Source organism: Nocardia sp. NPDC004654 (genome assembly GCF_040609595.1).
Lineage (GTDB): Bacteria > Actinomycetota > Actinomycetes > Mycobacteriales > Mycobacteriaceae > Nocardia.
On record NZ_JBEXKI010000002.1, the window covers coordinates 14,129 to 40,894 of the forward strand.

A 26,766-nucleotide genomic window follows, 5' to 3' on the forward strand; every position below is an offset into this window, starting at 1 on the left:
GTGACCGGATCGGCCTTTGCCGTCGCTATTGTTGGCATGTCCTGCAGAATGCCGGGAGCGGCCGATCTCGACAGTTTCTGGCAGCTCCTCAGAGCGGGGCGCGCCGCGATCGGCGCAGCTCCTTCCGTACGCGGGAACATCACCGAGCGGGCCGGATTCGTCGACACCGTAGGGCAGTTCGACGCGGACTTCTTCGGAGTATCGCCCAACGAGGCGCGGGCGATCGATCCGCAGCAGCTGCTTGCGTTGGAGTTGAGCTGGGAGGCGCTCGAGGACGCGGGCCTGGCCGCCACGGCGCGCGATGACCGGCGGTGTGGCGTGTTCCTCGGCTGCACCGGTGGTGATTTCGCCGAAATCGTTGCTTCCCAAGGTGGCCCGGGCGTCAGCCGCCATTCTCTGTGGGGTGTCGGACGCGGCGTCATCGCCAACCGCGTCTCGAACTACTTCGGTTTCAGCGGTCCGAGCATGGTCGTCGACAGCGCCCAGGCGTCCTCGCTGGTCGCGGTGCATCTGGCCTGTGAGAGCCTGCGCAGCGGCGAGAGCGACGTGGCCCTGGCCGGTGGCCTGAACCTGATTCTGTCGCCGACGAGCGGTGAACGGATCGAGCAGTTCGGCGCGCAGTCGGCGCTGGGCGCGTGCCACACCTTCGACGCGCGGGCCGACGGGTTCGTGCGCGGCGAGGGCGGCGGCGTGGTGGTGCTGAAACCACTGGCGCGGGCGATCGCCGACGGCGACCGGATTCACGCTGTGATCCGCGGCAGCGCGGTCAACACCGGCAACGAACGCCGTGTGTTGAGCGCCCCGAGCCGGGACGCGCAGGCGACGGCGATCCGCTCCGCTCTGAGTGCGGCCGGTGTCGAGGCGCCGTCGGTGCAGTACGTCGAATTGCACGGCACCGGAACACCCGCCGGTGATCCGGTGGAGGCGGCCGCGCTCGGTGAAACCTACGGCGTGCGCCGGGCGCGGAACGCACCGCTGGCCGTCGGGTCGGTCAAGACGAATATCGGGCATCTGGAGGGCGCTTCCGGCATCGCGGGCCTGATCAAAACCGTGCTCTCGCTGAGTCACCGAGAACTGGTGGCCAGCTTGAACTTCGAGACGCCGAATCCGCGAATTCCGCTCGAGGAACTGGGTTTGCGGGTGGTGACGGGTATCGAGGACTGGCCCGCAACCGATGTGCGCAGGGCAGGTGTGTCCTCGTTCGGTATGGGGGGCTCGAATGCCCACGTGATCCTGGAGGAGGCACCCGCCGTCTTCTCCGCCGCGTCCACTGGCGACGTCGCGGTCGGAGCGGTGCCGTGGGTGGTGTCGGCCCGCACCGAGGATGGCGTGCGCGCGCAAGCGGCCCGGCTACAAGAGTGGTTGCTCCGTCATCCGGAGCTGGATGTGGTCGACGTTGCGCATTCTCTGCTGACCACCAGAGCCCAACTGGAGTGGCGCGGCAATGTCGTCGGGCGCGATCGACAGGAGTTGCTGACCGGTCTGGCGGTCCTGGCCGACCCGACCGCGCCCGCCGCGGCGATCGAGCCGACCATCGGGCGGGCCGAGCAGCGGCGGGTCGCGTTCGTCTTCCCTGGACAGGGCAGCCAGTGGGAGGGGATGGCGCTCGGGCTGTTGGATTCGGGTGGCGCGTTCGCGGAGTCGATTGCGGAATGCGCGACGGCGCTCGCGCCGTACGTGGACTGGTCGCTGACGGCGGTGCTGCGTCGCGAAGAAACCGCGCCCTCGCTGGATCGCGTGGATGTCGTGCAGCCGGTGCTCTTCGCGGTGATGGTCTCACTGGCCCGGATGTGGCAGGCGGCGGGCGTGCGGCCGGACGTGGTGATCGGCCATTCCCAGGGCGAGATCGCCGCTGCCTACATCGCCGGTGGACTGTCGCTGTCCGATGCGGCGCGCGTGGTGGCTCTGCGGTCCCGGGCGGTCGCCGATGAGCTGGCCGGACACGGCGGCATGGCTTCGATCGGACTCGGCGCGGACGCGGTCCGGGAACATTTGTCGGCGTACGGGGATCGGCTGTCGCTGGCGGCGGTGAACGGACCGGCGCAGAGCGTGATAGCCGGTGATGTTCCGGCGATGGAGGAGTTTCTCGCCGACTGTGCTCACGACGGTGTGTGGGCCCGTCGGATTCCGGTCGACTACGCGTCGCATTCGAAGGCGGTCGAGCGGCTCCGTGATCGACTGCTCGCGGAACTGGAGCCGATCCGCCCGCGGTCCGGTTCGGTGCCCTTCTTCTCCACGGTTTTCGCCGACCGGTTGGATACGGCGGAACTGGACGCCGACTACTGGTATCGGTCGCTGCGGGAACCGGTTCGATTCGCCGATGCTGTCACGGCGCTCATCGGCGACGGCGTCGACGGATTCATCGAGGCGAGTCCGCATCCGGTGCTCACGATGGGCATCGGCGTAACCGCCGAGGCGGCCGGTGCGGCCGAGGACGTATCCGTTGTCGGGTCGTTGCGGCGCGGCGCCGGCGGCCCGGAACAGTTCATGGCGTCGCTGGCACAGGCACATTGCGCCGGTGTTCAGGTGGATCCGCGTGCGCTGGTCGCCGGTGGGGCGCGGGTCGACCTGCCGCCATACGCGTTCCAGCGCAGAAACTTCTGGGCCGGTGCGCCGGTCACTTCCGGTGGGAATCTCGCCGATCTCGCGGTGGCCGAGGAGCAAGTTTCCGAGGGCCGGATTTCCGAGGACGGGGAACGAACCGGAGCCTGGGACAACGGACCGCTGGCACGCAAACTACTGGCCGCTCCCGAATATCAGCGCGACACAGTCGTTCTCGATATCGTTCGCGAGCATGCCGCTGCCGTACTGGGCCACGAGTCGGCCCGATCCATTCAACCCGACCTGCCGTTCACCGAGTTCGGCTTCGACTCCGTCAGCGGGGTGGAGTTGCGGAACCGGCTGACGCGGGCCACCGGTGTGCCGCTGCCGAAGACGCTCATCTTCGACCATCCGACCGCGACCGCGGTCGCGGCGTTGCTCCGGGCACGGGTCACGGGCGCCGATCGTGGGCAGCGGCGGATATCGCGACGGACGACCTCGGACGAACCGATCGCGATCGTCGGCATGAGCGCCCGATTCCCGGGGGGTGTGCGGTCCGCCGAGGATCTGTGGGACCTGGTGGCCGCGGGGCGGGACGCGATCGGCGAATTCCCGACCGACCGCGGCTGGGACCTGGACCGGCTGTTCGACCCGGACCCCGACAAGCCGGGCAAGGTCTACTCGCGCCACGGCGGATTCCTCGGCAGTGCGGGCGATTTCGATCCGGGCTTCTTCGGCATCAGCCCTCGCGAAGCGCTGGCGATGGATCCGCAACAGCGGCTGTTGCTCGAAACAGCATGGGAGGCCTTGGAGGACGCGGGCATCGACCCGACGTCGTTGCGGGGCAGTGATACCGGCGTCTTCGCCGGCGCCTGCTCGTCGGGATACGCCGGCCGGGTGACCGGTGACCTGGAGGGATTCCGGCTGACCGGCACGTCGCACAGCGTCATCTCGGGTCGTGTCGCGTACGTGTTCGGCCTGGAAGGTCCGGCGGTCACGGTGGATACGGCCTGCTCGTCGTCGCTGGTGGCGTTGCACCTGGCGTGTCAGGCACTGCGCCAGGGCGACAGCTCGCTCGCTCTCGCCGGTGGTGTGACCGTCGCGGCGAGTCCGTACCTGTACGTGGACTTCTCCCGACAGCGCGGCTTGGCGCCGGACGGTCGTTGCAAGGCGTTCTCGGCTGCGGCCGACGGTGTGGCGTGGTCCGAGGGTTCGGGTGTCCTTGTGCTCGAACGCCTTTCGGACGCGCAGCGGCTCGGCCACAACATTCTGGCCGTCGTTCGCGGTAGTGCGGTGAACCAGGACGGCGCGAGCAACGGTCTGACCGCTCCGAACGGCCCGGCGCAGGAGCGGGTGATCGCGCAGGCCCTCGCCAACGCGGGGATCTCGGCGGTCGACGTGGACGCTGTCGAGGCGCACGGGACCGGCACGACGCTGGGCGATCCGATCGAAGCACAGGCGTTGATCGCTGCCTACGGACAGGATCGCGGCGATCGGGAGCCGTTGCGGATCGGTTCGCTGAAATCGAATATCGGCCATGCCGTGGCCGCCGCCGGTGTGGCCGGTGTGATCAAGATGGTGCAGGCGATGCGGCACGAGCGGTTGCCGCGGACGCTGCACGTCGATTCGCCGTCGCCGCACGTCGATTGGGCTTCTGGTGCGGTGCGTCTGTTGACCGAAGCCGAACCGTGGACCGTCGCTGAGCGGGTGCGTCGGGCGGGTGTGTCGTCGTTCGGAATCAGCGGCACCAACGCGCATGTGGTCCTCGAAGAAGCACCTGCCGCACCGGTAGCGGCTGCCGAGGTCGTGGAAGACGCGGAGCGGCAGTCGAACACGGCCGTGCCGCTCATCCCATTGCTGGTGTCGGGTAAGGGCGATGCAGGACTGCGCGCGCAAGCCGCCCGGCTGCGTGCGTGGCTTTCGGAGCGACCGGAGATCGACATCGCGGACGCGGCCTATTCGCTGGCGACCGCACGGGCCCAGCTGGATTCGCGGAGTGTGATTCTCGGTCGCGATCGAGACGAGCTGCTCGAGCGGTTGACGAATCTCGCCGAATCGGGGACCGGCGCCGGTGTCGTCGCGGGTGCCGTCGGTTCGGGGCAGACGGCATTCTTGTGCACCGGTCAGGGCGCGCAGCGGGTCGGTATGGGCGCCGGGTTGTACGAGGCGTTCCCGGTATTCGCGGACGCGTTGGATTCGGTGTGCGCCCAGTTCGATCCGGTGCTGGGGTGTTCGCTGAGGCTGTTGATGTTCAGTGGCGCCGTCGGCGGTACCGGCGCCACGGTGCTGGATCGGACGGAGTTCACCCAGCCCGCGCTGTTCGCCTTCGAGGTGGCGCTGTATCGCCTGCTGGAGTCGTTCGGTGTGACCCCGGACGTGTTGATCGGCCACTCGATCGGAGAAGTCGCGGCCGCGTACCTCGCTGGCCTGTGGTCGCTGCAGGACGCCTGCCGGTTGGTGGCGGCGCGTGGCCGCCTCATGGGTGCGTTGCCCGAGGGCGGCGCGATGCTGGCCATCGCGGCATCGGAGACCGAAGTGAACGATGTGGTCGCCCGGTATCCCAGCCGAGTGTCGATCGCGGCAGTGAACGCGCCTGCGGCCCTGGTGATTTCCGGTGACGAAGACGCGGTCGCCGAGGTCGAATCACTGTTCGCCGAGCGCGGCAGGAAGACGTCGCGACTGCGGGTCAGCCACGCCTTCCACTCGCATCGGATGGAGCCGATGCTGGCCGAATTCGAGGCTGTCGCTGCGGACTTGACGTACAACCGGCTGCGCCTGCCGGTGGTATCGAATGTGTCCGGTCAGCTGGCCGGGGACGAGATGGCCGATCCCGCGTACTGGGTTCGGCAGGTGCGGGCCGCAGTGCGATTCGCGCCGGGTATCGAGACGTTGCTCGCCTCGGGTATCCGCCGATTCCTGGAAATCGGTCCCGACGCGGTCCTGACGGCGCTGACCCGGCAGACCCTTCCGGACGGGGCGGAGTCTGTAGTGATCGCGGCCGCGCGGCGGGAACACGATGAGCTTCGACAGTTCTCGACGATGCTGGCGCACGCGCACACATCCGGTGTGAGCGTCGATTGGACGCCGATCTTCGCGCGCCGGTCGATGCGACGAGTTCCCCTGCCCACCTATGCCTTCCAGCACCAGCGATTCTGGTTACCGCCGCGTCCCGAAGCCACCGGCGAGACCGGCCACCCCTTGCTCACCGGTGTGGTGCCGGTGGCCGGCAAGGACGAGTTCGTTTTCACCGGCAGGTTCTCGCTGCCGACCGACCCGTGGGTCGCCGACCATATGACCTACGGCACCGTGGTGCTGCCGAGCGCGACCCTCGTCGAGTTCCTGCTCGTCGCGGGCAGCCGAATCGATTGCGGCGTCGTCGAAGAGCTGACGCTGGAGGCTCCGATACTTCCGTCGGAAGACGACGAGGTCGAGCTCCAGGTGTCCGTGGGGGAAGCGGACGGGACCGGGCGACGGCAGTTCGATTTCTACTTCCGTAAGTCCGGTCGCGGATCGGGCGAATGGGTGCGCAACGCCAGCGGCGTACTGGCTCCTTCGTGGGACGGCGACGACGCTCTGCTGAACCGGCTGCGGGACGAGGCATGGCCGCCGGTCGACGCCGAAACACTCGACACCGCATGGATTCCCGAGCGCATCGCCAAGGGATCCGGACTCGAATACGGTCCGGCGTTCATCGGTGTCGACGCCGCATGGCAGCGGGGTGAGACCGTCCTCTCCGAGATCACCCTGGACACCGCCGCCGCGCCGGAACCCGAGCGGTTCGATCTGCATCCCGCCCTGCTCGACCTGGTGATGCACGCCGGACTGGCCGGGCTCGTCTGGCGTGATCTGGACAGCGATCCGAACACCGGCCGACTGCTGTTCCGCTGGGGCGGGGCGCGACTGCATCGGCCGTTGGTTCAGGCGACGACGCTGCGGGTCATCGCCGTGGCAACTGGACCGGAGACGATCTCCGTCGCGACCATCGACGATGCGGGACGGCCCGTGGTCTCCGTCGACGCGGTCGTCATGCGGCCGTACGACGTGAAACAGATGCGTGGCACCCTGGCCGGTGATGACGCCGACATCTACGAGATCCAGTGGACGCCCGCGCCGGTAGCGGCACCGAGCGTGTCCGCGGACCGCCTGGCCGTACTCGGTTCGGCGCCGGTCGCCGGAATCGGCACCGGCTATCCCGGTCCTTCGGAACTCGCTGCGGCACAGACGATTCCGGACGTCGTATGCTGGCATCCGGAGGTCGGCGCCGCGGCCGACGACCCGGTGATCGTTCGCGGTCACCTGGAAGCGGTGTTGGCGACGTTGCAGGCCTGGCTGGCGGAAGACCGTCTGGCCGACACTCGCCTGGTCGTGCTGACCACGAACGGTGCCGGGCTGCCCGGTGAGGCGCCCGATCTCGCCGCGGCAGCCGTCCGTGGCCTGATACGCAGCGCGCAAACCGAATATCCGGGCCGATTCGTCCTCCTCGACGCCGACCCGTCGGCCGCGCCCCTGGCCGATCCGACGCTGGTCGGCGCGGTGATCGCGGCGGGCGAAGAGCAGGCCGCGGTGCGCGCGGGGGCGCTGCTCGTGCCCAGGCTGGTGCGAGCGCGAGCCGAGCACGATGCCGACCCGGCACCGGCCGACCCGTCCTTCGGTACAGGCACCGTACTGATCACCGGCGGTACCGGCGGCCTCGGCGCACTCGTGGCTCGTCATCTGGTCTCCGCACACGGAGTTCGCCGTTTGCTGCTGGTGTCCAGGCGAGGCGAAACCGCCGAGGGCGCAACGGAACTGACGTCCGAGCTGGTGGAAGCGGGCGCTGCTGTGCGGGTGGCGGCCTGCGATGTGGGCGATCGCGAAGCCCTTCGCGCCCTTCTGGATTCGATCGAGGCCGATCACCCGCTGACCGGTGTAGTACACGCGGCGGGCGTCCTCGACGACGGCACCCTCGCGGGTATGTCGGCCGGGCAGCTGCGGCGCGTGTTCGACCCGAAGGCTGCGGCCGCATGGCACCTGCACGAGCTCACGCGGGATCGTGACCTGTCGGCCTTCGTGCTGTTCTCGTCCGTCGCGGCGACGATCGGTACGGCGGGACAGGGCAACTACGCGGCGGCCAACGCATTCCTCGACGCGCTGGCCCACCGCCGCCGCGCCACGGGGCTGCCCGCCATCGCGCTGGCCTGGGGGCCCTGGAACTCCGCCGCCGGTATGACCGGCGGCTTGGACCGCGGCGCCCTCGCCCGCTGGGAAAGGCTCGGTCTCCACCCCCTCAGCGACGACGAAGGTCTCCGCCTGTTCGATGCGGCCACCGGCCGCGCCACCGCGCACGCGGCAGCGATCGGGTTCGACCCGGCGGAGCTGCGGCGCGAAGCGCGCGACGGTGCGGTGCCCGCGGTGCTCCGCGGTTTCCTGCCCCGCACCACGGACCGGCCCGCGGCCGCGTCGAGTTCGCTGGGCACCCGGCTGAGCCAGGTCCCGGAGGCCGAACGCGCCCAAGTGGTGCTCGACCTGGTCCGGGAGCATGCGGCAGCCGTGCTCGGCCACGGTTCCGCCGACGACATCAATCCCGGCGAGCGATTCGACGCACTGGGATTCGACTCGCTCGGCGGCGTCGAGTTCCGCAACCGCCTGTCCAAGGCCACCGGTGTCCAGCTGCCGTCCACCCTGGTCTTCGACCACCCCACCGCCGCGGCGGTCGCCACCCTCTTGCACGCCAAGATCGCGGGAACGGAGTCCGGTTCCAGGACGACCCGGGTGTCGCGTCGCGTCCGCGTGGACGAGCCCATCGCGATCGTCGGCATGAGCTGCCGGTTCCCCGGCGGCGTCCGAACCCCGGAGCAGTTGTGGGATCTGGTGCGGTCCGGCACCGATGCCACCACGGAATTTCCGGACGATCGCGGCTGGAATCTAGAGCAGCTGATCGACAAGGACCCGGACAAACCGGGGACGGTCTACAGCCGCGGCGGCGGATTCCTCGATGACGCCGGTGATTTCGACGCCGGATTCTTCGGAATCAGCCCGCGCGAGGCGCTGGCGATGGATCCGCAGCAGCGGTTGCTCCTGGAAGCCTCCTGGGAGGCGTTGGAGCACTCCGGAATCGACCCGGTCACGTTGCGCGGCAGCGACACCGGAGTGTTCGCAGGCGCGTGCGCCTCGGGGTACGTCGACCGGGTCACCGGCGACCTCGAAGGGTACCGGCTGACCGGCACCACCCACAGTGTCGTCTCGGGCCGCGTCGCCTACGTGTTCGGCCTCGAGGGACCGGCGGTCACCATCGATACCGCATGCTCGTCGTCATTGGTGGCCTTGCACTTGGCGTGTCAGGCCTTGCGTCAGGGCGAGACGTCGCTGGCCTTGGCGGGCGGCGTCACCGTGGCGGCGACCCCTTATCTCTCCGTGGATTTCGCGCGGCAGCGCGGCCTGTCTCCGGATGGCCGCTGCAAGGCGTTCTCCGCCGCGGCCGACGGTGTGGCCTTCGCCGAAGGCGTGGGTGTCCTGGTCTTGGAGCGGCTGTCGGACGCGCAGCGGCTCGGCCACGACATCCTGGCCGTCGTCCGGGGCAGCGCGGTGAATCAGGACGGTGCGAGCAATGGCCTGACCGCGCCGAACGGTCCGTCGCAGGAGCGAGTAATCGCGCAGGCCCTCGCGAATGCCGGGCTCACGCCCGCCGACGTGGACGCGGTGGAAGCGCACGGGACCGGCACTCCCCTGGGGGATCCCATCGAAGCCAACGCGTTGATCGCCGCATACGGGCAGGAGCGTGGGGATCGGGAGCCGCTGCGCATCGGATCGATCAAATCGAATATCGGTCACACCGTCGCGGCGGCCGGTGTCGGTGGCGTGATCAAGATGGTGCAGGCGCTGCGACACGAAACCCTGCCTCCGACCCTGCACGCGGAAACGCCGTCCCCGCATGTGGATTGGTCGTCCGGCGCGGTGCGTCTGCTGAACCGGCCGGAGCCATGGCGCTCAGGGGGGACGGTCCGCCGAGCCGGAGTGTCCTCGTTCGGAGTCAGCGGCACCAACGCGCACGCGATCATCGAGGAGGCGCCCGCCCCGCAGTCCGTCGTCTCGCCACCGGCTACCGACCACGCACCGACGGCGGCGCCGTGGCTGGTGTCGGCCAAGACCGAGACCGCCCTGCGGGCACAGGCGGCGAACCTCCAGCAGTGGCTGATCGATCACCCCGATGCCGATCCGGCGGATGTGGCGTATTCGCTGATAACGACACGCGCGCAGCACGAGTGGCGGGCAGCGGTCCTCGGCTCCGATCGCGACGAACTGCTGGCGCGGCTGGCGACGCTCGCCACCGGAACTCCCTCGGCCGGAGTGGTTTCCGGCACGGTGGGCTCCGGCAGGACGGCCTTCCTGTTCACCGGTCAGGGCGCGCAGCGGGTGGGTATGGGCGCGGGTCTCGCCAAGACCTTCCCGGTATTCGCCGCCGCACTGGACGAGGTGTGCGCCCAGTTCGATCCGCTGCTGGGCTGCTCGCTGAAGCAGGCGATGGTCACCGGGCACCTGATCGACGACGAAGGAGTCGCCGCGGAGCCCGGGATTCTGGATCGGACACGCTTGACCCAGCCCGCGCTCTTCGCGTTCGAAGTGGCGCTGTCTCGGCTACTGGAGTCGTTCGGACTGGTCCCGGACATGGTGATCGGGCATTCGATCGGTGAACTGACCGCGGCCTATATGGCCGGTGTCTGGTCGCTGGAGGATGCCTGCGCGCTGGTCGCGGCACGAGGGCGGCTGATGGATGCGCTGCCCTCCGGCGGCGCGATGCTCGCGGTCGCCGCGTCCGAGCCGGAAATCAGCGCGGCGATCGCCGGATTCGGCGAACGTGTGTCGGTGGCAGCGGTGAATGCGCCTGCGTCCGTGGTGGTCTCGGGTGACGAGGACGCCATCGACGAGATCGATCGGCAGTTCACCGAGCGGGGCCGCAAGACCAGCCGACTGCGGGTGTCGCATGCGTTCCATTCCCCTCGGATGGAGCCCATGCTGGCCGAGTTCGAGTCCGTGGCGGCGCGAGTGACCTTCAACGCCCCGCGTATTCCCCTGGTGTCGAACGTCTCCGGCCGGATCGCGGGAGACGAGATCCTGGATCCGGGGTACTGGGTGTCGCAGGTGCGCGCCGCGGTGCGTTTCGCGCCCGGCGTCGAGACGCTGGCGGCGTCGGGCGTGCGCAGGTTCCTCGAAGTCGGACCCGACGCGGTGCTGGCGGCGATGACGCGGCACACGCTGTCCGCGGAGGACGAGGCTCGATCGGTGGTCGCCGCGGCGGCCCGCCGGGATCACGACGAGGTCGAGCAGTTCCTGACGCTGCTCGCCCAGGCGCACACCGCCGGGCTGGCCGTCGACTGGAACCCGCTGTTCGACACCCGCCGGGTGTCACGAATCGCTCTGCCCACCTACGCCTTCGAACATCGGCGATACTGGCTCGAACCCAGTCTCGAGGAGACCCGGAACGCGACCTCGGAACACCCGCTGCTCACCGACGTGGTGCGCGTGGCCGACCGCGACGAGTGGCTGTTCACGGGGCGGCTCTCGCTGCGCACCCATCCATGGATCGCCGACCACGCCACCTACGGCGTTGTGCTCGTCCCGAGTGCCGCGCTCATGGAGATGCTGCTGGTAGCGGGTCCGCGGATCGGCTGCGGCGCCGTGGAGGAGCTCATCCTCGAGGCGCCGATCCTCCCGCCTGCGGACGGCGAGGTCGAACTCCAGGTACTGGTGCGGGAACCGGATTCCACGGGACGTAGATCGTTCACATTCCACTACCGCCTCACCGGCGATCGAGCCGACAGTGAGTGGACGCGCAACGCCAGTGGCGTGCTGAGCAGCCGGCAGCTGATCGACATCGGACTGATGGAAATGCTGCGAAACACGCCGTGGCCGCCGGTCGACGCCGAACCGGTGGATACCGACTGGATTCCGGCCCAGGTGGCGCGTGCCGCCGGACTGGAATACGGTGCCTCGTTCATCGGCGTCGACGCCGCGTGGCGCAGCGGTGACACGGTTTTCTCCGAGGTCAGCCTGAACGAGGAATTCCCGGCCGAACGGTTCCAGCTGCATCCGGCGCTGTTCGACATGGTGATGCATGCGGGAATCGCCTGTTTGATCTGGCCCGACCACAAGGGCGATCCCGCCGAGGGCAAACTCCTGTTCCGTTGGGGCGCAACGCGGATCCACAGCACGTCCACCGTCCGGACGTTGCGGGTGATGGCCATCCAGCGCAGCGGTGAGGCGATCGCTGTCGTGGCCGTCGACCAGGACGGAACTCCGGTGGTCACCATCGAGGAAGCGGTCATGCGCTCCTACGACGTCCAGCAGTTCCGCGCCACGCTCCCGGGCGGACGCGCGGCACGGTACGGGTTGCGCTGGGCGCCCGTGGAGATACCCGACGGGCACATCCCGACCGGCAGCGCGGCCGTGCTCGGAGCCGCGCACGTGGACGGAATCGACCAGCGGTATCCGGATCTGACCGCGCTCGCTTCGGCTTCGATCGTTCCGGACGTCGTGGTGTGGTCCGAAGCCGCCGCACCGCACAGTGAGTCGCGGCCATCCGCGCGCGGCCGAGTCAAGGCTGCCTTGCGCACGGTGCGAGACTGGTTGGCCGACGAGCGATTCGCACGATCGCGGCTGATTGTGCTGACCAGCCGTGCGGCAGCACCGCCCGATGAGACGCCGGACGCCGCGTCGGCCGCGGTCTGGGGGCTGATACGGAGCGCTCAGACCGAATACCCGGAGCGGATCGTGCTGCTCGATGCCGACGAATCCGGCGGTGCACAGCCAATTTCGGCCGACCTCGTCCGAGTCGTGCTCGGGACCGGCGAGCCGCAGGTGGCGGTGCGGGGCGACCACGTGCTCATACCGCGACTGGAGGCGCTGACCTCGGGAGATGTCGCACAGCAAGTGTCGTTCGGGTCCGGGACCGTTCTGATCACCGGCGGAACCGGGGGATTGGGCGCGCTGCTGGCCCGGCACCTGGTCACCACGCACGGCGTGCGGCGGCTGTTGCTGGTCTCGCGCCGTGGCGAGCAGGCCGACGGTGCGACGGAACTCGCGGCGGAACTCTCCCGATCCGGTGCCGAGGTGCGGATCGCCGCCTGCGATGTCACCGACCGCGACGCGCTTCGCGAGCTGCTGGTCGGCCTGCCCGCGGAGCACCCGCTCACCGGTGTCGTGCACACCGCCGGCGTGCTCGACGACGGCACGTTCCACACGCTCACCGGTGACCAGGTCGATCGAGTGTTCGCTCCCAAGGCCGACGCGGCGTGGCATCTGCACGAGCTCACCCGGGACCTGAATCTGTCGGCGTTCGTGATGTTCTCCTCGATCGCCGGAACGATCGGTTCGGCCGGGCAAGCGAATTACGCTGCCGCGAACAGCTTCCTGGACGCTCTGGCGCGGCAACGCCGGGCCGCGGGACTACCGGCACTCGCACTCGCCTGGGGGCCGTGGCAGCAGGACATCGGCATGACCGGCGCGCTGGACCGCGCGGCCATGAACCGGTTGGAGCGACTGGGCCTGGCTCCGCTGGAGCGCACCGACGGCCTGCGATTGTTCGATGAATCGCTGACCACGGCCGAACCGGTGCCTGCGCTGTTGCAGCTGGATACCGACAAACTGCGCATGGAAGCGCATGCCGGCCCGATTCCGGCGGTGCTGCGCGGCTTCGTTCGCACACGCGGCCGGTCGTCCCCGACATCGAGGGGTGAACTGTCGCTCGGGGAGCGTCTGCACGGTGTGGCGGAGGCGAAGCGACGTGGGTTCGTCCTGGATCTGGTGCGAGAACACGTGGCGGCGGTGCTCGGTTACGGGTCGGCCGACGACATCGGACCCGATCGCGGCTTCAGCGAACTCGGCTTCGATTCTCTCGGCGGCGTCGAGTTCCGCAACCGGCTCTCGAAGACGACGGGTCTGTCGCTGCCCTCGACCTTGGTCTTCGACTACCCGACCGCGGGAGATGTCACCGACTACCTACTGGCGCAGACCGTGGCGTCAGCGCCCGCGCAACCGGCACCGGCCGTGCCCGACGACATCGCGCGACTCGAGGCCCTGCTCGAGCGGATCATCGCCGACGGTGGCGACACCGACGAGACCGTCGCGGGATTGCGGGGTGTCAACGAGCGTCTGCGCACCTATCTGACCGGCAGGTCGCCGGACGGCGCGTACGACGATCTCGATTTCCATTCCGACAGTGAGCTTTTCGACCTGATCGACGAGGAGTTTGGCCCAGCATGAGCAGCCCCGCCGCCAGTAACGAGGAACGGCTGAGCCGGTATCTGAGGAAGCTCACCGGAGACCTGCGCGCCGCCAAGAAACACATCCAGAATCTGGAAGAACGGGCCGGCGAACCGATCGCGATCGTCGGCATGAGCTGTCGGTATCCGGGCGGTGTCGAAACTCCGGCACAGTTGTGGGATCTGGTCGCTTCCGGAACCGACGCTGTCGGTCCTTTCCCCGCCGACCGAGGCTGGGACCTAGAGCGCCTCTTCGACACCGATCCGGATACGCCGGGGACCATCTACACCCGCGAAGGCGGATTTCTCAACGCGGCGGGGGATTTCGACGCCGCCTTCTTCGGAATCGGTCCGCGCGCGGCCGAGGCGATGGATCCGCAGCAGCGCCTGTTCCTGGAAGCGGCGTGGGAGGCATTGGAGGACGCCGGTATCGATCCGATGACGCTGCGCGGCAGCGACACCGGAGTCTTCGCCGGTGTGATCCACCAGGATTACGGTCCCCGCGTGGGTTCGCCCGGCCTGACCGCTGAGACGGAAGGGCATGCCTACCTGGGCGTTTCGGCCAGCGTGCTGTCCGGGCGCGTCGCCTTCACCTTCGGGTTCAAAGGCCCGACGCTCTCGGTGGACACGGCGTGCTCGTCGTCGCTGGTCGCCCTGCACCTGGCGTGTCAGGCGCTGCGCCAGGGCGAGACCTCTCTCGCCCTGGTGGGCGGTGTCACCGTGATGTCCGACCCCACGCTGCTCATCGCCTTCGCCCGGCAGGGTGCGCTGTCCCCGGACGCGCGGTGCAAGGCCTTCGCGGCAGCGGCGAACGGGACCGGATTCTCCGAGGGCCTCGGCATGCTCGCGATCGAGCGGTTGTCGGATGCACGCCGTCACGGCCACCGAGTTCTCGCGGTCATCCGCGGCAGCGCGGTCAACCAGGACGGCGCCAGCAGCCATCTGACCGCACCGAACGGTCCGTCGCAGGAGAAGGTGATCGCGCAGGCCCTCGCCAGTGCCGGTCTCACGCCCGCCGACGTCGATGTGGTGGAAGCGCACGGCACCGGTACCACCCTCGGCGACCCGATCGAGGCGCAGGCGCTGATCGCCGCCTACGGACGCGATCGCGCCGGCGAGCCGCTGCGGATCGGCTCGCTCAAGTCGAACATCGGCCACACCTCCGCCGCGGCCGGTGTGGGCGGCGTGATCAAGATGGTGCAGGCGCTCCGACACGAAATGTTGCCCGCGACACTGCATGTCGATGCTCCGACACCGCATGTGGACTGGTCGGCGGGATCGGTGCGGCTGCTCACCACGGCAGAACCCTGGCCTGCGGGCGAGCGGGTTCGTCGCGCCGGTGTGTCCTCCTTCGGCGCCAGCGGTACCAACGCTCACCTCATTCTGGAAGAGGCGCCCGTCCTGGCGGAGGCTCCCGCCGAACCGGCGGACGACACCGCCTATCGTGGTGCGATGGCGGTGGCCGCCGCTGTCCACCCATGGCTGCTCTCGGCGAAAACCGAGGACGCCTTGCGCGCACAGGCGGCGAAACTGCGGCACTGGGTGATCGAAAACCCCGACCTGACAACCGAAGACATCGGCTATTCGCTGCTGTCGACCCGCGCCCGGCTCGACTGGCGGGCCACGGTGGTCGCCGACGACCGCGAAACGATGCTCGCCGGATTGGCAGCACTCGCCGAACACGGCTCGGCGAGCACCGCCGACGGCGTGACGGCCGGTCATGCGGTGACGCGCAAGGCAGCCTTTCTCTGCACCGGACAGGGTGCGCAGCGGGCCGGAATGGGACGTGAGCTGTACGAGGCGTTCCCGGTATTCGCCGCCGCGTTGGACGAGCTGTGCGAGCAGTTCGATCCACTGCTGGGCGGTTCGCTGAAGCAGGTGATGTTCACCGATCAGCCGGCCGAGGGCAGCGCTGCCGATGCCGGCGTTCTGGATCGGACCGAGTTCACCCAACCCGCTTTGTTCGCATACGAAGTCGCGCTGAGCCGACTCCTGAACTCGTTCGGTGTGACACCGGATGTCCTGGTGGGACATTCGATCGGTGAGCTGGCCGCCGCGTACATCGCCGGTATGTGGTCGCTGCCGGACGCGTGCCGGCTGGTCGCGGCGCGTGGCCGACTCATGGGTCAGTTGCCCGAAGGAGGGGCGATGCTCGCCATCGCGGCGAGCGAGCACGAGGTATCCGAGGCGCTCGCCGAGCACGACGACCATGTGTCCATCGCCGCGGTGAATTCACCCGCGTCCGTGGTGGTCTCCGGTGACGAAGACGCCGTGACGGCACTCGAACAGCGTTTTGCCGATCGCGGGCGAAAGACCTCGCGGCTGCGGGTATCGCACGCGTTCCATTCGCACCGGATGGAACCGATGCTGGCCGAGTTCGCCGCTGTCGCAAAGGGTGTGACGTACCGCCGCCCGCAGATTCCACTGGTCTCGAATATCTCCGGCCGGATCGCGGGCGATGAAGTGCTCGAACCGGCCTACTGGGTCCAGCAAGTCCGGGCGAGCGTTCAGTTCGCCCGGGGCGTCGACACCCTGGTCGCCTCGGGTGTGCGCCGATTCCTGGAAATCGGTCCGGACGCGGTGCTGACGGCGATGACCCGTCAGTGTCTGCCGGACGAGATCGAATCGCAGTCGTCGGTAATCGCCGGAGCACGTCGCGGGCGCGCCGAGGTCGAGCAGTTCGTGAACTGCCTGGCGCACGCACACGTGGTCGGTATCGACGTCGACTGGAGCGTGTTCTTCGCCGGTCGCCCGGTCTCGCGAGTGCCGTTGCCCACCTACGCTTTCGAGCGCCGGCGATTCTGGCTCGAACCCTCGCTCGGTGCCGCCGGTGTCGAATCGGTGGGTCTGGGCGCGATGGGGCATCCGCTGCTGGGCGCGGTCGTGTCGGAAGCGAAGTCCGGCGACGTGCTGCTGACCGGACGGTTGTCGGTGGCGACGCAGCCGTGGCTGGCCGACCACGTGGTCGCCGGATCGATCTTGCTGCCGGGGACCGGCTTCGTCGAGCTGGCCTTGCGCGCTGGCGCCGAAGCCGGATACCCGGTGGTCGACGACCTGACGCTGCAGTCGCCGCTGCTGCTGCCCGCCTCGGGCGGTGTGCGGATCCAGGTTGTCGTCGGCGGGCCAGGACCGGAGTTCGAACAGCGGCCGATCTCGATCTACTCGCGCAGTGAGCAGGACCCGGACGGCCAGTGGGTCCTGAACGCGCGGGGGCAGCTGACCACCCTGGACGACCCGGCCGCGCCCGCATCGGAGACATGGCCGCCGGCCGCGGCGACCGATCTCGATGTCGCGTCCGCGTACACGGTCCTGTCGGAACGGGGCTACGAATACGGTCCGGCGTTCCAAAGTGTGCGGGCGTTGTGGCGACGTGGCGCCGAGGTGTTCGCCGAGATCGCCGTCGACGCCGAGAGTGGTGCGCGCGCCGAAGGATTCGGAATTCACCCAGCACTGCTGGACGGTGCACTACAGGCCGGACTGCTGGCGGGCGTCCTCGAGGGTGCGGCAGGACAGCAGGATTCACCGTTCACGGTGGCTGCCGGGCAAGTCGTGCTGCCCTTCTCGTGGGAGTCGGTCGCGCTGTACGCGGCCGAGGCATCGGTGCTGCGCGTTCGGTTGACCACCACCGGATCGTCGGTGTCGCTGTGGGCCGCGGACGAGCAGGGGCAGCCCGTGTTGTCCGGATCGGTGACGCCCCGGCCGATGCGACTGGATCAGCTCGCCACGGGTGCGAGCGGCGCGGCCGATCCGGTGCTGGAAGTGGTGTGGTCGCCGGTCGAATCTGGTTCGCCTGCAATGGATTCTGACTCCATACGATGGGATCGGCTGGATCCGGATGCGACGGTGCCTCCGGTCGTGGTGCTCGAGGCCGGGTCCGGTTGGAGCGAGGCCCTCGGCACCGACGTGGTGACCGCTACCCATGCCGAGGTCGCGCGCGTCCTCGAGGTGGTACAGGCGTGGCTGTCCGAGGACCGGTTCGCCGCGAGCACCCTGCTGGTCGCCACCCGCGGTGCGGTCGCACTGGCCGACGAGGACGTCACCGATCTCTCCGGTGCCGCGGTGTGGGGCTTGGTGCGGACCGCGCAAACCGAGGATCCGGGACGAATCATCCTGGTGGACACCGACACCGGCGTCGCCCAGTCCGTCGCGGCCACCGTCGTGGCCGTCGGCGAACCCCAGGTCGTCCTGCGTGACGGCATCACCCACACCGCGCGGCTCACGCGGCCCCTGCCCGCCGCGTCCGCATCGGTCGCCCCCGACGCCTTCGGTGCGGGTACGGTGCTCATCACCGGCGGCACAGGTGGTTTGGGCGCTGTGGTGGCCCGGCACGTGGTGGCCGAGCACGGCGTACGGTCGTTGCTGCTGGTGAGTCGCCGTGGTCCTCGGGTCGAGGGCGTCGCGACGTTGTGCGCGGAGCTGGAGGAGCTGGGCGCGCAGGTGCGGGTGGCGGCGTGTGATGTCACCGCCGCCGACGCGGTGGCCGGGCTGCTGGCCGACATCCCCGAGCAGTGGCCGTTGACCGGTGTGATCCATGCCGCGGGTGTGCTCGACGACGGGGTCATCGCATCGTTGACCGCCGAGCGGGTGGATGCGGTGCTGGCGCCGAAGGTGGATGCCGCATGGCATCTGCACCAGGCGACCGCGGACCTGGATCTTGCCGCGTTCGTGGTGTTCTCGTCGATATCCGGCACCGTGGGCGGTCCCGGACAGGGCAACTACGCGGCCGCGAACGCCTTCCTGGACGGGCTGGTCGCCCACCGGCGAGCCCGCGGGCTGGCCGGTCAGTCGCTGGCTTGGGGTCCGTGGGCGCGCTCGGGTGGTATGGCCGGACAGTTGGGTGAGGCCGACCTGGCTCGGATGAGCCGGGCCGGGTTCACCGCGATCCCGGACGAGCCGGCGTTGGCCGGTTGGGACGCGGTGCTCGAACGCGGCATGGCGCACGCGGTGATCGCCACGGTCGACACCGCCACCATCCGCGCTCAGGCCGAGGCCGGTCTGCTGCCCCCGCTGCTGCGCGCACTGGCGCCGGCGGTACGGCGGTCCACGGCGCCCGCTACGGCGGGCTCGACTCTGCGGCAACGGCTTTCGGGGCTGGACGCCGGTCGGCAGCGGCAGGCGGTGCTCGATACCGTCCGCACGCACATCGCTGCCGTTCTCGGTCACGGCAGTGTGTCCGCGATCGATCCCGATCGCGCCTTCCAGGATCTGGGTTTCGATTCCCTGGGTGCGGTCGAGCTGCGTAACCGGCTCAAGACGGCCACCGGCCTGTCGCTGGCGGCCGCGGTCGTCTTCGATTACCCCACCCCGCAGGCGCTGGCGGCACACCTGACCGACGAGCTCACCGGCACCGGGCACAGCGTGTCGGTCACCGCCGCGAAAGCCTTCGACGGCGAACCGATCGCGATCGTCGGCATGGCGTGTCGGTACCCCGGCGGGGTCCGATCGCCCGAGGAGCTGTGGCAGCTGGTCGTGACCGGAACCGACGCGACGTCGGAGTTCCCGGTGAATCGCGGCTGGGATACCGAGCGGCTGTACGACCCGACCGGGGAGACCCCGCACACCACGTACACGCGGTCGGGCGGATTCCTGCATACCGCAGGAGAATTCGATCCGGCGTTCTTCAATATCAGCCCGAACGAGGCCGCGCTGATGGATCCGCAGCAGTTCCTGCTGTTGGAGACCTCGTGGGAGGCATTCGAGCGTGCCGGTGTCGATCCGGCGCAGCTGCGCGGCAGCGCGACCGGTGTCTTCGCCGGCATGATGTACCACGACTATCCGGTCAACTCGAACTCGGGATCCATTGCATCCGGACGTATCTCGTATGTCTTCGGTCTGGAGGGGCCGTCGGTCACGGTGGACACGGCCTGTTCGTCGTCGCTGGTGACCATGCATTTGGCGGCGCAGTCGCTGCGGTCGGGGGAGTGCGATCTGGCGTTGGCCGGTGGTGTCACCGTCATGGCCACTCCGGAGACCTTCGTGGAGTTCAGTCGGCAGCGAGGGCTTTCGCCGGACGGCCGGTGTAAATCGTTCTCCGACAGCGCCGATGGTGTCGCCTGGGCCGAGGGCGCGGGTGTGCTGGTGCTCGAGCGGTTGTCCGATGCCCAACGCAACGGTCATCAGGTGCTCGCGGTGATCGCCGGTTCGGCGGTGAATCAGGATGGCGCGTCGAATGGTTTGACCGCGCCGAATGGCCCCTCGCAGCGGCGAGTCATTCGTCAGGCCTTGGCCAATGCCGGGGTGTCGCCGCTCGACGTCGACGTGGTGGAGGCGCACGGCACGGGTACGACCTTGGGTGATCCGATCGAGGCGCAGGCGCTGCTCGCCACGTATGGCCAGGAGCGCCCTGCGGATCGGCCGCTGTGGTTGGGGTCGTTGAAGTCCAATATCGGTCATGCTCAGGCGGCGGCTGGTGTGGGTGGTGTGATCAAGATGGTGATGGCGATGCGGCACGGACTGCTGCCGCAGACCCTGCACGTGGATCAGCCGTCCACGAAGATCGATTGGTCCGAGGGATATGTCCGGCTGCTGACCGAACCGGTGGCCTGGCCTGAGGTGGATCGGCCGCGTCGCGCGGGGGTGTCCTCGTTCGGTATCAGCGGCACCAACGCGCATCTCGTTCTCGAGCAGGCTCCGGTATCGGCGGTCGAGTCGGTCCCGGAGATCCGGACCGTCCCGGCCGTGCCGTGGATGCTGTCGGCGCGCAGCGGCGAGGCTCTGGCCGCTCAGGCGGCGCGGCTAGCGTCGCATGTGGTCGACCATGATCCGATCGACGTCGGTTTCTCGCTGGCGTCGACGCGCAGTGTGTTCGAGCATCGAGCCGTCGTGGTGGCCGAGGACCGTGCGGAGCTGCTCGCGGGCGTGCGGGCGCTGGCCGCCGGTGCGCCTGCATCCGGGGTGGTGTCCGGTCGTGTGGTGCCGGGTTCGACGGGTGTGGTGTTCTCGGGTCAGGGTGCGCAGTGGGCCGGTATGGCGGCCGGGCTGCGGGCCGTCTATCCGGTGTTCGCCGAGCACTTCGATGCGGTTGTGGCCGAGTTGGATCCGATGCTGGGGCAGCCTGTTTCGCTGGTGACGGCGTTGGCGGACGGTGAGCTTGTCGATCGGACGGTGTTCGCGCAGGCGGGGTTGTTCGCGTTCGAGGTGGCGTTGTTCCGTTTGCTCGAATCGTGGGGTGTTCGTGCGGATGTGGTGGCTGGTCATTCGATTGGTGAGGTCGCTGCCGCGCATGTGGCTGGTGTGTTGTCGCTGGCGGACGCGTGTGTGTTGGTGGCGGCGCGTGGTCGTTTGATGCAGGTGTTGCCTGTTGGTGGGGCGATGGTGGCGGTTGGTGCGTCCGAGGCCGATGTGCTGCCGTTGCTGGTCGATGGGGTGTCGGTCGCGGCGGTGAATGGTCCGTCGTCGGTGGTGTTGTCCGGCATCGAAGACAGTGTGGTCGCGGTCGTCGCGAAGTGCACTGAGCGTGGTTGGCGGACGCGTCGTTTGCGGGTTTCGCATGCTTTCCATTCGGCATTGATGGAGCCGATGTTGGCCGAGTTCGCTTCGGCGATCGAGGGCTTGGTGTTCACCCAGCCCACCATCCCGTTGGTGTCGACGGTGACCGGCGCCCGGGTCGTCGATGAGATGTCGGATCCGGCGTATTGGGTGGGTCAGGTCAGGGATACTGTCCGGTTCGCTGATGCGGTTGTCGCGATGTCTGGTATGGGTGTGTCGCGGTTCGCCGAGGTCGGGCCGGATGCGGTGTTGACCCCGATGGTCGCCCAGACTCTCGGCGACGCCACGGCGGTCGCGGTGACCAGACGCGACCACGCGGACGCGGTGACCGTGATCAGTGCGCTGGCCGGGTTGTTCGTGGCCGGCGCCGAGGTGGACTTGGCGAGCGTGTACGCCGGTTCCGGAGCGCGGCGAATCGACCTGCCCACCTACGCCTTTCAGCGCGAACGGTTCTGGCTGGATGCCAAGCAGATGCTGGCCCAGTCGTGGCTCGGCGGCGAACTGGGTGGCGTCACCGCGGTCGGGCTGGACGCGGCGGCGCATCCGCTGCTGGGTGCCGTTGTGCCGCACGCGGATTCGGGAGCGGTGAGCTTCACCGGCCGGTGGTCGCTGGATTCGGTGGAATGGCTGGCGGACCACAGCGTGCTTGGCACCGTGTTGCTTCCGGGCACCGGATTCGTCGAACTGGCCGGTCACGTCGGTGGACTGCTGGGTTGCGAGATGGTCGACGAGCTCGTTCTGCATACTCCGTTGACCCTGACGGCCGAGGGCGATGTCGCCGTGCAGGTCGTGGTGGCCGCTCCGGACGAGGCCGGACGGCGCCGACTGAGCGTGCACTCGCGCCAGACGGCCGCGGGTCCGTGGGTGCTCCATGCCGAAGGCGTGCTCGTCCCCGGCACGGGGACGGCCGACTTCGACCTCGTCGCGTGGCCACCGGCCGGCGCGCAACCACTGGACGTCGACGGCGCATACGACGAGCTGCTCGATGTCGGATACGGCTACGGCCCCTACTTCCAGGGGCTGCGGGCCGCGTGGCAGCGCGGTGACGAGGTGTTCGCCGAGGTCGCGCTGCCGGACCCGAAGGACGCCAAAGGTTTCGGGATCCACCCCGCACTGTTCGACGCGGCGCTGCACGCCGCGATCGTCCACGGTCTGCGTGGCGGCATCGAGGGTTTCCCGGCGCTCCCGTTCAGCTGGAACCGCGTGGTACTGCACGCGGCGGGCGCTGCCGCGGTGCGGGTGCGGATCGTGCTGGAGAGCGACCGGTTCACGGTGCAGATGGCCGATGAGCAGGGGCGACCCGTGCTCTCGGTGGGCGCGTTGATCTCGCGGCCGGTGTCGGCCGATCGCCTGAGCGCAGCCGGGGTATCGGATGCCCTCTTCGGCGTCGAGTGGGTCGCTGCCGCGCCGTCCACGGCGAGCGTCGAGCCGGATCGAGTGGTGGTACTCGGCGGACGCGACCGTGATCTCGCGGCATTGATCGCCGATCTGGACGCGAACCCCGACTTGGTGGTGCCCGATCTCGTGCTGCTCGAGTGCCCCACTCACGAGGGTGCGCCGCCGGAGGCGGCACGTCGGGTCGCGATGGACGTGCTCGGCACCGTGCAGCGTTGGCTGGCCGACAGTCGTTTCGCTGGTTCGCGTTTGGTGGTGCTGACCAGGCATGCGGTGTCGGTTACCGATTCGGAGCAGGTGGAACTGGGACAGGCGCCGGTGTGGGGTCTGTTGCGTGCCGCGCAAGCGGAACATCCGGGCCGATTCCAGCTGCTCGACCTGGAGGCCGACGGTGATTCGCTCGCCGCGGCGGCCGCCGTCGGGACGGAGCCGGAGGCCGCATTGCGGGGTATGAACGCATACGTGCCGCGGCTGCGGCGGCATGCGCCCGGCGCGATTGTTCTGCTCTCCGAGCCGGGTACGGTGCTGGTGACCGGTGGTACCGGTGGTCTCGGTGCGGTGATCGCCCGGCATCTGGTGGTCGAACATGGTGTGCGCCAGCTGCTTCTGACGTCTCGGCGTGGGCTGGATGCTCCCGGGGCGGCCGAGCTGCGGGAGGAGCTGACCGAGCTCGGTGCGCAGGTGACCATCGCCGCGTGTGATGTGTCGGATCGGTCTGCGCTGGCCGCGTTGCTGGACGGTATTTCGGTTGAGCATCCCTTGGTGGGTGTCGTGCACGCGGCGGGGACCTCGGACAACGGTCTCGTCGAGTCGATCACGGCCGAGCGGGTCGATTATGTGTTCGGTCCCAAGGTCGATGCGGCGTGGCATCTGCACGAGCTGACGCGTGATGCCTCGCTGTCGTTGTTCGTCTTGGTGTCCTCGGCGGGCGGGTTGGTGCTGGCCGCCGGTCAAGCGAATTACGCAGCGGCGAATGTCTTCCTGGATGCGCTAGCGGCACACCGCCGGAGTCTTGGGTTGCCCGCGACGGCGGTGGATTACGGGTTGTGGGCGCGGTCGTCGGGGCTCGGTGTCGAGCTGTCCGAAGACGACTTCGATCGGATGCGCCGCCAGGGCTTCCCGCCGCTGACCGAGGCCGAGGGTCTGGCGCTGTTCGATGCCGCGATCGCGACCGATGCCGCGCAACTGGTGGCGCTGCGCGTCGATCCGGCGGTGCTCCGGACGCGGGGCGAGCAGATCCCCGCTCTGGTCCGCTCATTGGCACCGACACCGGTCCGCCGCCAGACCAGGACCGCTGCGGGCCAGGCCTTAGCGCTCGAGCTGGCCGGTTTGCCGGACGCGGACCGTGCGCGCGCTGTGCTCGATCTGGTCCGATCGGTGGCCGCCGCCACTCTGGGGCATGCGTCGGTGGACGCTGTCGAGCCGCAGCAGGCTTTCCAGCAGCTCGGCTTCGATTCGTTGAGCGCCGTAGAGTTTCGCAACAAGCTGAATGCCGCGACGGGTCTGCAACTGCCCGCGACGCTGGTCTTCGACTACCCGAACGCACAGATCGTCGCCGAGTACATCGGTTCGCAGCTCACCGGCACCGCGGCGGCCGAAAAGCCGGTGATCGGCCGGGTGCGCACGGGCGACGACCCGATCGCGGTGGTGGCGATGAGCTGCCGCTACCCCGGTGGCGTCGCCTCGCCCGAAGACCTCTGGGACCTGGTCACTTCCGGCACCGACACGACCGGCGAGATGCCAACGGATCGTGGCTGGGATATCGAAGGCATCTACGATCCCGAGCCTGGCAAGGCGGGCAAGACCTATACCCGGCAGGGTGGATTCCTATATTCCGCAGCCGATTTCGACGCGGACTTCTTCGGGATCAGTCCCAACGAAGCCACGATGATGGATCCGCAGCAGCGATTGCTGCTGGAGATCTCGTGGGAGGCGCTGGAGCGGGCCGGTGTGGATCCGGCGGTGCTGCGCGGCAGTTCGACCGGTGTCTTCACCGGCCTGATGTACCACGACTACGCCCAGCGCACCGGCACCGGCAGCGGCGCGGCGGGCAGCTTGGTTTCGGGCCGGGTGTCCTACGTGTTCGGTCTGGAAGGACCGTCGGTCACCGTGGACACCGCGTGCTCGTCCTCGCTGGTCGCCCTGCATCTCGCCGCGCAGTCGCTGCGGTCCGGTGAGTGCGATCTGGCACTGGCCGGTGGCGTGGCGGTGATGGGAACACCGGACATGTTCCTCGAGTTCGGCAGGCAGCGGGGCTTGTCGCCGGACGGTCGGTGTAAATCGTTCTCCGACAGCGCAGATGGCGTCGGCTGGTCCGAGGGCGCCGGTGTGCTGGTGTTGGAGCGGTTGTCCGATGCCCGTCGCAACGGTCACGAAGTGCTCGCGGTGATCGCTGGTTCGGCGGTGAATCAGGATGGCGCGTCGAATGGTTTCTCCGCCCCGAACGGTCCGTCGCAGCGGCGGGTGATCCGGCAGGCGTTGGCCAACGCCGGTGTATCGCCGGTCGAGGTCGACGTGGTGGAGGCGCACGGCACCGGCACGACATTGGGTGATCCGATCGAAGCGCAGGCGCTGATTGCCACGTATGGCCAGGAGCGCCCTGCGGATCGGCCGTTGTGGTTGGGGTCGTTGAAGTCCAACATCGGTCATGCCCAAGCGGCGGCGGGCGTCGGTGGCGTGATCAAGATGGTCATGGCGATGCGCCACGGCATGCTGCCGAAGACGCTGCACGCAGATCGGCCGAGCACCAACGTGGATTGGTCCGAGGGGCATGTCCGGTTGTTGACCGAACCGGTGGCGTGGCCGGAGGTGGATCGGCCGCGTCGCGCGGGTGTCTCCTCGTTCGGTATCAGCGGCACGAATGCCCACCTGATCGTGGAGCAGGCCCCGGTGACCGCGCCCGTGGTGGCTCCGGCTCTGGAGCCGGCCTCGGCACCGGCCGCACGGCCGTGGGTGATCTCTGCCCGTAGCGCCGAGGCTCTCGCCGCTCAGGCTGCCCGCCTGGCATCGCGGGTGGGCGAACACGATCCGGTCGACGTCGGGTTCTCCCTGGCGTCCACCCGTGCGGTGTTCGAGCACCGTGCGGTCGTCGTGGCCGACGACCGTGACGGTCTGCTCGCGGGCGTCCGGGCGCTGGCCGCCGGTACGCAGGCACCCGGTGTGGTCACCGGTCGTGCCGCGGCGGGGTCGACAGGTTTCGTCTTCTCGGGTCAGGGTGCGCAGTGGGCCGGTATGGCTGACGGGCTGCGGGCCGCCTATCCGGTGTTCGCCGAACACTTCGATGCGATCGTCGCCGAGCTGGATCCGCTGCTGGAACAGTCGGTCCGGCTGGATGTGGCATTGGCGAGCGGTGAGCTTGTCGATCGGACGGTGTTCGCGCAGGCGGGGTTGTTCGCGTTCGAGGTGGCGTTGTTCCGGCTGCTCGAATCATGGGGCGTGCGTGCGGATGTGGTGGCTGGTCATTCGATCGGTGAGGTCGCTGCCGCGCATGTGGCCGGTGTGATGTCGCTGGCGGACGCGTGTGTCTTGGTGGCTGCGCGTGGCCGGTTGATGCAAGCGCTGCCGACGGGTGGTGCGATGGTGGCTGTCGGTGCTTCGGAGGTCGATGTGCTGGCGTTGTTGGTCGATGTCGATGGGGTGTCGGTCGCCGCGTTGAATGGTCATTCGTCGGTGGTACTTTCCGGTGTCGAGGACGCGGTCCTGGCTGTTGTCGATAGGTGTATCGAACGTGGTTGGCGTACGCATCGTTTGCGGGTGTCGCATGCTTTCCATTCGGCTCTGATGGAGCCGATGTTGTCCGCATTCGCCACGGCGATAGAGGGATTGGCGTTCGCTCGGCCGGCCATGGCGTTGGTGTCTACGGTGACCGGCGCCCGTGTCACCGACGAGATGTCGGACCCGTCGTACTGGGTCGGCCAGGTCCGCGACACGGTGCGCTTCGCCGACGCGGTCCGCACGGCGAGCGATATGGGTGTGTCCCGGTTCGCCGAGGTCGGGCCCGATGCGGTGCTGACCCCGATGATCGCCCAGACTCTCGACACCGCGACCGCCATCGCTCTGACCAAACGCAACGACGACCCCACGACCCTGCTGACGGGCCTGGCCG

At 68.9% G+C, this 26,766-nt stretch carries 2 protein-coding genes (1 of these 2 running past the window's edge); both read left to right on the forward strand.

The genetic code is table 11. The features are described from left to right. Positions 1 to 13,779, forward strand: a complete 13,779-nt coding sequence (locus tag ABZV58_RS05915; protein ID WP_354999070.1) for a type I polyketide synthase — start codon at positions 1 to 3, stop codon at positions 13,777 to 13,779. Further along, positions 13,776 to 26,766: the 5' portion of a type I polyketide synthase gene (locus tag ABZV58_RS05920; protein WP_354999071.1), read on the forward strand. The gene runs 2,798 nt beyond the window's last position; only the first 12,991 of its 15,789 coding nucleotides appear in the window; it begins with the start codon at positions 13,776 to 13,778; its stop codon lies off the right edge, out of view. Before ABZV58_RS05915 ends, ABZV58_RS05920 begins: the two co-directional genes overlap by 4 nt.